Origin of the sequence: Actinomadura sp. KC345 (assembly GCF_004348515.1) — a bacterium.
In the GTDB taxonomy this organism is placed as follows: Bacteria; Actinomycetota; Actinomycetes; order Streptosporangiales; family Streptosporangiaceae; genus Spirillospora.
Genome location: NZ_SMKH01000345.1, coordinates 1 through 7,598 on the forward strand (window position 1 = coordinate 1; position 7,598 = coordinate 7,598).

Annotated in this window: 6 protein-coding genes; 5 read left to right on the top strand and 1 reads right to left on the bottom strand. The window is 72.2% G+C overall.

The features are described from left to right. Positions 1 to 1,616 (bottom strand): histidine kinase dimerization/phosphoacceptor domain-containing protein (locus E1281_RS41505; protein WP_207943671.1); only part of this gene is annotated, 1,616 nt, incomplete at its 3' end. Between the two features lie 190 nt (positions 1,617 to 1,806). Here E1281_RS41505 and E1281_RS34670 point away from each other — a divergent pair. The 5 genes from E1281_RS34670 to E1281_RS34690 form a co-directional block, all read left to right on the top strand. Further along, entirely contained in the window at positions 1,807 to 3,447 is a 1,641-nt protein-coding gene (locus tag E1281_RS34670) for a carboxylesterase family protein (protein WP_207943672.1), read from the top strand. Between the two features lie 150 nt (positions 3,448 to 3,597). Next, a complete protein-coding gene (locus tag E1281_RS34675) occupies positions 3,598 to 5,151 on the top strand; it encodes an AMP-binding protein (protein ID WP_131883936.1) in 1,554 nt (517 codons plus the stop codon). A 120-nt stretch (positions 5,152 to 5,271) separates the two neighbouring features. Further along, on the top strand, positions 5,272 to 5,946 hold the full coding sequence (locus E1281_RS34680) for a TetR/AcrR family transcriptional regulator (RefSeq protein WP_131883937.1): 675 nt from the start codon (positions 5,272 to 5,274) through the stop codon (positions 5,944 to 5,946). Positions 5,947 to 6,073: 127 nt separating this feature from the next. Beyond that, positions 6,074 to 6,925: an enoyl-CoA hydratase-related protein gene (locus E1281_RS34685; protein WP_131883938.1), complete on the top strand. Its 852-nt coding sequence runs from the start codon at positions 6,074 to 6,076 to the stop codon at positions 6,923 to 6,925. Then, positions 6,922 to 7,598, top strand: a 677-nt coding sequence (locus E1281_RS34690; RefSeq protein WP_131883939.1) for an acyl-CoA dehydrogenase family protein, incomplete at its 3' end; no start/stop codon positions are given. The genes E1281_RS34685 and E1281_RS34690, both read left to right, overlap by 4 nt.

Below are 7,598 nucleotides of genomic sequence, written 5' to 3' on the forward strand. Positions count from 1 at the left end.
CCCTCCTCCACACCCGGCCCCGCCTGCGGCCCTGCCTGTGGCTCAGCCTGTGGTCCCGCTTGCGGTCCCGCCCCCGGCTTCGTCTCCGGCTTCGGCTGTGGCTCCATGGTGCCGAGCTTGTTCGCCCAGTCCAGCATGGTGTGCACGCGTCCGACCACGATGTCGTGCATCTCGTGGGCGAGCCGGGCCCGTTCCGCGGCACGTGCGCGGTCGGCCAAGAGCAGCCGCTCCCGTTTCGCCCGCTCGGCCCGTTCGGTGAGCGCGGCCACGAGGCGGCGCCAGGCCCCGGCGTACAGTCCGAGCAGCGCCGGCAGGCCGAGGAACACCGCCGCCACCGAGATGACCCCGGCGTGCGGATCCCACGGCCGGGCGGCCATGGCCAGCAGGACCAGCACCATGGCGGTGCCGAGGGCGGGTCGCCGGGAGTGCGCGGTCAGGGCGTAGGCCGCCAGCGGAGCCACCGCCGGGACGAGCAGCCTGGTGGAGTCGCTCGCCGGAAGAAGGTCCGCCGCGCCGGTCGCGGTGAGCCCGATCATGACCGCCGCCCCGGCCAGCGTCGGCGCGGCCGCCAGGTGAGGATGGCGCCGCCGGAAGAGGAGTGCGGCGGCCAGCGGCAGTTGCAGCACGATCTCGACCAAGGGGAACGTCGGCTCACCCTGGCCTGCCGCCTGCGAGGAGGCCACGCTGACGCTGAGCAGCAGCGTCCAGACGATCGCGGCCGCCGCCACGGCCAGATCGGACCGGTCGACGCGCGGCGGGTCCGGCGGGCGGCCGGCGGCGACCGGCGGGAGCCGGCCGATGCGCGGGCGGGCGTCCTCCTGCGCGGCGGGGGGCGGCTCCGGGGGCCCGCGGAGGACGCCGATCAGCTCCCGCAGCTCCACGAGCGCCTCGCACCCGGTCGCCCGGACGTTCTCGGCCGCGTCCCGGACGGCGTCACCGGCGGCGGTGACCCGCAGCGCCCCGGCGTGCAGCACCATCAGGCTGACGCGGTGCGTGACGACGTCGTGCAGCTCCATCGCCAGGCGGGTGCGCTCCTGGGTCCTGGCCCGCTCCTCGCAGAGGTCCCGTTCGCGTTCCGCGTCGCGGGCGCGGTCGGTCAGCGTCCGCACGAGCATCCTCCGCGCCTCGCCGTAGAACCCGAGCAGCATGGGGGCGCACACGTACAGCAGCCCGTCGCCGGCGATGATCACCGACGTCGACCAGGGGTGCGTGACGATCAGCGTGAGCAGCGCCGCCATGGTCCAGGCGCGTCGCCGGTCCTTCCTGTAGAGGTGACCGGCGTATCTGACGAAGGACGGAGCCAGCGCCATCAGCACATTGGTGGGCACGTCGGCGGTGGCGAACCAGCCGGGCACCAGCAGTGCCACGGCGGTCACTCCGGCGACGGCGACCCCGGCGGCCGCGGTCGCCGCGACCGCACCGGCCTGCCAGCCCGCGGTGATCAGGGCGCTGACGAGCACCATGCCGGCCGCGCCGACCAGGGGGCTCGCCTCCGCGGGCCCGTCGGGGAGCGCGAGCGGCAGCAGCCAGGCGACGCCGGCGGCGGCGAGCAGGACCGTTCCATCGACGATCCGCTCCCGGACGGGCCATGCCGCCGGTGACGGCAGGTACTCCATACCGACAACCGTAGGCGGAGTTCGCTCCTGGAGACCCGTTCACCAGCGCGAAGGCGACTAAGGAGGGTAGGCCGGGGCGGAGTCGTCCACTTTCGTAGGCACGACTCACCGCCTTCGCGGCTAGTGCGGCGCCCGTGGCGGCCACTGGACTGGTGACCGACGGATGCGACGCACGAGAGGACGTCACCGGATGAAGGTGGGGAACCGGCGCTTGCCGCTGGCGCTGCTGGGCTTGACCGGGGTGGTGGGCGCCATGACGGCGTGCGCCGATGCCAGTACGGCGGAACTCAGCGCAGACGCCGGGACCGGCGGGAACATCGTGGAGACCGAGTACGGGTCGGTTCGCGGCAAGGCGGACGGGAAGGTCCGCGTCTTCCAGGGCATCCCCTACGCCGCGCCGCCGGTGCGCGAGCTGCGCTGGAAGAACCCGAAGCCGCCCGAGCCGTGGAAGGACGTCCGGGACGCGACGAAACCCGGCCCGGCATGCCCGCAGAACCCCGGCGAGATCCCCGGCGGGAGCAAGAACGAGGACTGCCTCAACCTCAACGTGACCGCGCCCTCCGGTACCCCGGCCAAGCCCCGCCCGGTGATCGTGTGGGTGCACGGCGGCGGCTACTACATGGGAGCGGGCTCCAACTACGGCGCCGAGCGCATGGCGACCCAGGGCGATGCCGTCGTGGTGAGCGTCAACTACCGGCTCGGCGTGTTCGGCTTCTTCGGCCACCCCGGCCTGGAGGGCTCGGGGACGTACGGCCTCAAGGACCAGCAGGCCGCCCTTTCCTGGGTGCAGCGCAACATCGCCAGGTTCGGCGGCGACCCCCGCAACGTCACGTTGGCGGGCCAGTCGGCGGGCGGGATCAGCGGATGCGCGCAGCTCACGTCGCCGGGCGCGAAGGGCCTGTTCCACAAGGTCGTCATGCAGAGCGGGTCATGCTCGGTCGGCTGGCTCAGGAACTTCGACTACCGGGGGCAGAAGCCCGAGAAGATCTTCCAGCCGCTCGCGACCGTCCAGGACCGCGGCCGCAGGACCGCGGCCGAGCTGGGCTGCGCGGGCGAGGACCCGGCGGTGATGGCCTGCATGCGCGGGCTGCCCGTGGACGACCTGCTGCCCGTCCTGGAAAAGGACATGCACCCGGCGTACGGGAACGATGTGCTGCCCATGCGGCCGTCCACCGCGCTGAGCGTGGGACGCTTCCACCGCGTCCCCGTGCTGTCCGGACACACCCGCGACGAGTCCACCCAGAGCACGGCCGTCTACGACGAGGCGGGCCCCGGTCAGCGCAAGCCGATGACCGAGCGGACCTTCGACGCGGTGATGGCCGAGACGTTCGGCGAGGACGAGGCGGCGGTCCGGGCCGAGTACCCGGGATCGGCGTACGACTCGGCCGCGCTGAGGTGGTCGGCGATCGTCACCGACCGCAAGTGGGCCCTCTCGCAGTACGAGATGGCCCGCAAGCTGGCCCGGCGGGTGCCGGTGTACCAGTACCAGTTCGCCGACCCCGAGCCGCCGGCGCTCTCCCCCGTGCCGCCGAAGATGCCGATGGGCGCCCAGCACGCCTCCGAGCTGTGGTCCCTGTTCGACCTGGGCGGGATGCCGCCCGACCTCGACGCCGGGCAGCGGCGGCTCGCCGAGCAGATGATCGGCTACTGGACGAGCTTCGCGGCCTCGGGCGACCCCGGGAAGGCCACCGGCCCCCGGTGGCCGCGGTTCAGGACCCTCGGGCACCGTGTCCCGCACGTCCAGGCGCTCGCCCCGGGCGACGGCGGCATCCGCCCGGTCGACGCGGCCGCCGAGCACCACCTCCGCTTCTGGACCAGCTTCGCGCACTGACCTTTCGCGCACTGCCCCCTCGTCCGCCGAGCCGACCCCCGTTGGGCTCGGCGGGCGAGGTCCCCGCCGCAGCCGGGGACATACGCATTGACAGCGGACGGCCCACCTCCTTAACGTGACGGTGATGTCAAAATCACTGCCCTGGGGGTGATGGTGAGTCACCGCATCAGTGTCGGCGAGTCGGTCACGATGACCGCCCGGAACAAGCCGGACGCGCCCAGCTTCCTGTTCGCCGACGGGTCGCACCACACGTTCGTGCGGACCAATGCCCGGGTGAACCGCCTCGTGTCGGCGCTGCGCGCCGAGGGTGTCGGCCGCGGCGACCGGCTGGCGGTGTTCTCGCTGGACTCGCACCGCTACGTGGAGATCGTCCTCGCGGCGCTCAAGCTCGGCGCGGTCTACGTCCCGCTGAACTACCGGCTCAGGCGCGGCGAGATCGACACGCTGGTCGCACGCGCCGGGCCGGTGGCCTTCTTCTACGACGTCCGCTACGAGGAGTTGCTGCGGGACCTGCCGGAAGCGCACGAGAGCATCCGCCTGTTCGTCGCGCTCAACGACGGGGACGCCGCGGACGGCGCGGACTCGCGGTACGAGGCGCTGCTGGCGACGGGCCACGAGGGCGAACCGGCGGTGGTGGCCACGGACGAGGACGTCATCGGCCTGGCGTTCACCTCGGGCACGACCGGGCTGCCGAAGGCGGTGCTCCAGTCCCAGCGGATGATGAAGGCGATCATCAACGAGCAGGTGATCGAGTACCGGATGCGGCCGGACGACGTGCGCTACTCGGCGGCGCCGACCTTCCACATCACGGGCATCTGCCAGCTCCTGATGTGCGTCGCCTACGGCACCCCGTCGCTGATCCTCCCGCAGTTCGACGCCCGGACGACGCTCGACTTCATGGCCGCCGACAAGCTCACCGCGGTCTTCATGGTGCCGACCATGATCAGCACCATGCTGGGCCTGCCGGACGTCCACGACCACGACTACGAGCGCCTCAGGCTGATGTACTACGGGGCGGCCGCGATGTCGCCCAACCTGCTGCGGCGGGCCATGGACACCTTCGGCTGCGACTTCCTCAACGCCTTCGGCGCCGGCACGGAGGCCGGGCTGCAGGCCGTGCTCACCCCCGAGGACCACCGGCGGGCGCTCGACGGCCGCCCGGACCTGCTCGGATCGATCGGCAAGCCCGCGTACGGGGTCGCGCTGAAGATCGTGGACGAGGACCTGAACGAGCTGCCGCCCGGCGAGGTCGGCGAGATCGCCACGCGCAGCGACATGGTGATGGACGGCTACCTGGAGATGCCCGAGGAGACCGAGCGGGCGCTGCGCGGCGGCTGGTTCCGGGCCGGTGACCTCGGCTACCTCGACGAGAACGGCTACCTGTACCTGAGCGGCCGGAAGAAGGACATGATCGTGCGGGGCGGGGAGAACATCTACCCCATCGAGATCGAGTCGGTCCTCGCCGAGCATCCCGCGGTGGCGCAGGTCGCCGCCGTGGGGGTCCCCGACGAGCACTGGAGCGAGGTGGTCCGCGCGTGGGTGACTCTCCGCCCGGGGACGACGGCGACCGGCGAGGAGTTGGCGGCGCACTGCGCGGAGCGGCTGGCCAAGTACAAGGTGCCGGCCGAGTTCCGCTTCGTCGACGCCCTGCCGACCAACGCCAGTGGCAAGATCCTCAAGCGGGAGCTCCGCACATGGGAGTGACCGGCCCGCCCGCCCGCGTCCGGGCCGCCGCACGCTCTCCGGCGGACTACGCTCGTTTATGACACGATTGTCAAAAGTGGTGCCCGGAGGTGTGCGGCGCCAGATGGAGGAGCCCCCAGAATGAGTCCGCGCGGTGGAAGTCCCAAGGGCAGGGTGATCGTCAGCGCGTCCGCCTCGCAGATCGAGCGGCGCGGCGCCGGGCCCATCACGCCCAAGGGTCGTGAACGGCGGGCGAAGATCCTGGCCGCCGCCCGCGCCGTGTTCGAGACGAAGGGGTTCCTGGACGCCCGCGTTGCCGACATCGTGGCCGAGGCCGGGGTCGCGCAGGGCACGTTCTACACCTACTTCGACTCCAAGGAGGCGGTCTTCAAGGAGGTCGCGCAGTCGGTCATCGAGACGATGATGGACAACCTCCACACCGACCGCGTGCTGGACGTCGATCCCGTCGAGCGCATCCGCCTCGCGATGTGGCGGTTCGTCGACGCCTTCCGCCCGAACGCCGTGATGATCGGCCTCATAGAGCAGGTCGGGACCTTCACCCCGGAGATGCGGCAGCTGCGCCTCGCCCTGCGCGAGTCCTTCGTGGACCGGACGGCGCGGGGCATCCAGCGGATGCAGGCCGACGGCATCGCCGACCCCGAGGTGGACCCGGTGCTGTTCGCCGAGGTGCTCGGCGCCATGGTCGACCAGACCTGTTACATCTGGTTCTTTCTCGGCAAGGAGTTCGACCCGCGAGAGACGGTCGAGACGCTGACCCTGGTCTGGGCCAGGGGAATCGGCATCAAGGACGTCTGACCCGAGTCCGGGCCCGTTCCCACCGCCTGCCGCGACCGAGGCCGGGACCCGGCGGCAAGAAATGTGATGTTGACATCACATTTCATCACGATTAGCGTCGCTGTGTGAGAGAGAGGAGCCCACTGCCATGGCAGAGCCCCTGCTCATCGACCGGTGCGACGGCGTCCTGACCGTCACGCTGAACCGGCCCCGCGTGAAGAACGCGATGCCCCTGGCGGGCTGGGCGGCGTTGCGGGACGCGTTCCGCTCGGTCGACCCGCTGGCGGACCGGGTGGTCGTGGTGACGGGCGCGGACGGCGACTTCTGCGCCGGCGCGGACCTCGACACCGGCGCCCCCAACACTGGCGCCCCCAACACTGGCGCCCCCAACACTGGCGCCCCCAACACCGGCGCCTCCGGTACCGGGACGCACCCGGTGGACGACATGCGCATCGTCGGCGACGCCTGCCTCGCCCTCCACCGGCTGCCGGTGCCGACCATCGCGCGGGTGGACGGCGTGGCCGTGGGCGCCGGGATGAACCTGGCGCTGATGTGCGACTTCGTGGTGGCCTCGACCAGGGCCAGGTTCTCGGAGATCTTCGTCCAGCGGGCCATGTCGGTGGACTTCGGAGGCTCCTGGATCCTCCCCCGGCTGGTCGGGCTGCACCGCGCCAAGGAACTGGTCCTCCTCGGCGACATCATCGACGCGGGCACCGCGCGGGAGATCGGCCTCGTGCACCGCGTCGCCGACGAACCCGAGCTGGACGCCGCGGTGGCCGAACTCGCCGCCCGGCTGGCGGCCGGTCCCCGCCTCGCCATGGCGGGCTCCAAGGCGCTGCTCAACGCCTGCTTCGACCGGACCTTGGAGCAGGCGCTCGACGACGAGGGCCGCACGCAGGCGATCAGCCTGTCCTCGCCGGACGCGGACGAGGCGATCGAGGCGTTCCGGCAGAAGCGGCCGCCGGTGTACGGCGGCACCCGTCCACAGGAGGGCTCATGACGACGCCCCATGCAGAGGCCGGGACACCACCGGCCGAGCCGTTCCACTGGGAACCCGAGCACGAGGAGTTCCGCGGAGTCGTCCGCAAGCTGACCGCGTCCCGGGCGCCGCTCGCCTGCGCGCCCTCGCCGAAGTCGGACGACCCGCGCGAGCGGGAGCTGTGGCGGTCGTGGGCGGAGGAGGTCGGCCTCCCGGGGCTGGTCGTGCCCGAGAGGCACGGCGGCGCGGGATTCACCCGGCTGGAGATGGCGATCGCGGCGGAGGAACTGGGACGGTCCGTGGTGGGCGGGCCGCTGTTCTCCTCGGCGGTCCTCGCCACGGAGGCGCTCCTGGCCCTCGAACAGGACGAGACGGCGGCGGCCGTGCTGCCCTCTTTGGCAGCGGGCGAATCGGTCGCGGCCCTGGCCGTCCTGGAGGAGAGCCGCCGGTGGCGTCCCGAGGACGTCGCGACCGCGGTGTCCGGAAACGGGGACCGCCTGTCCGGCGACAAGCAGATGGTCGTCGGCGCGGCCGACGCGGATCACCTGGTGGTGGCCGCCCAGGAGGACGCGGGCGTCTCGCTGTTCCTGGTCGAGACGGACGCCGCCGGGGTCGAGATCGCACCGTGCGAGGTCCTGGACCCGTCCCGCCCGATCGCTTCGGTGCGCCTCCGGGAGGCCCCGGCCCGGCGGGT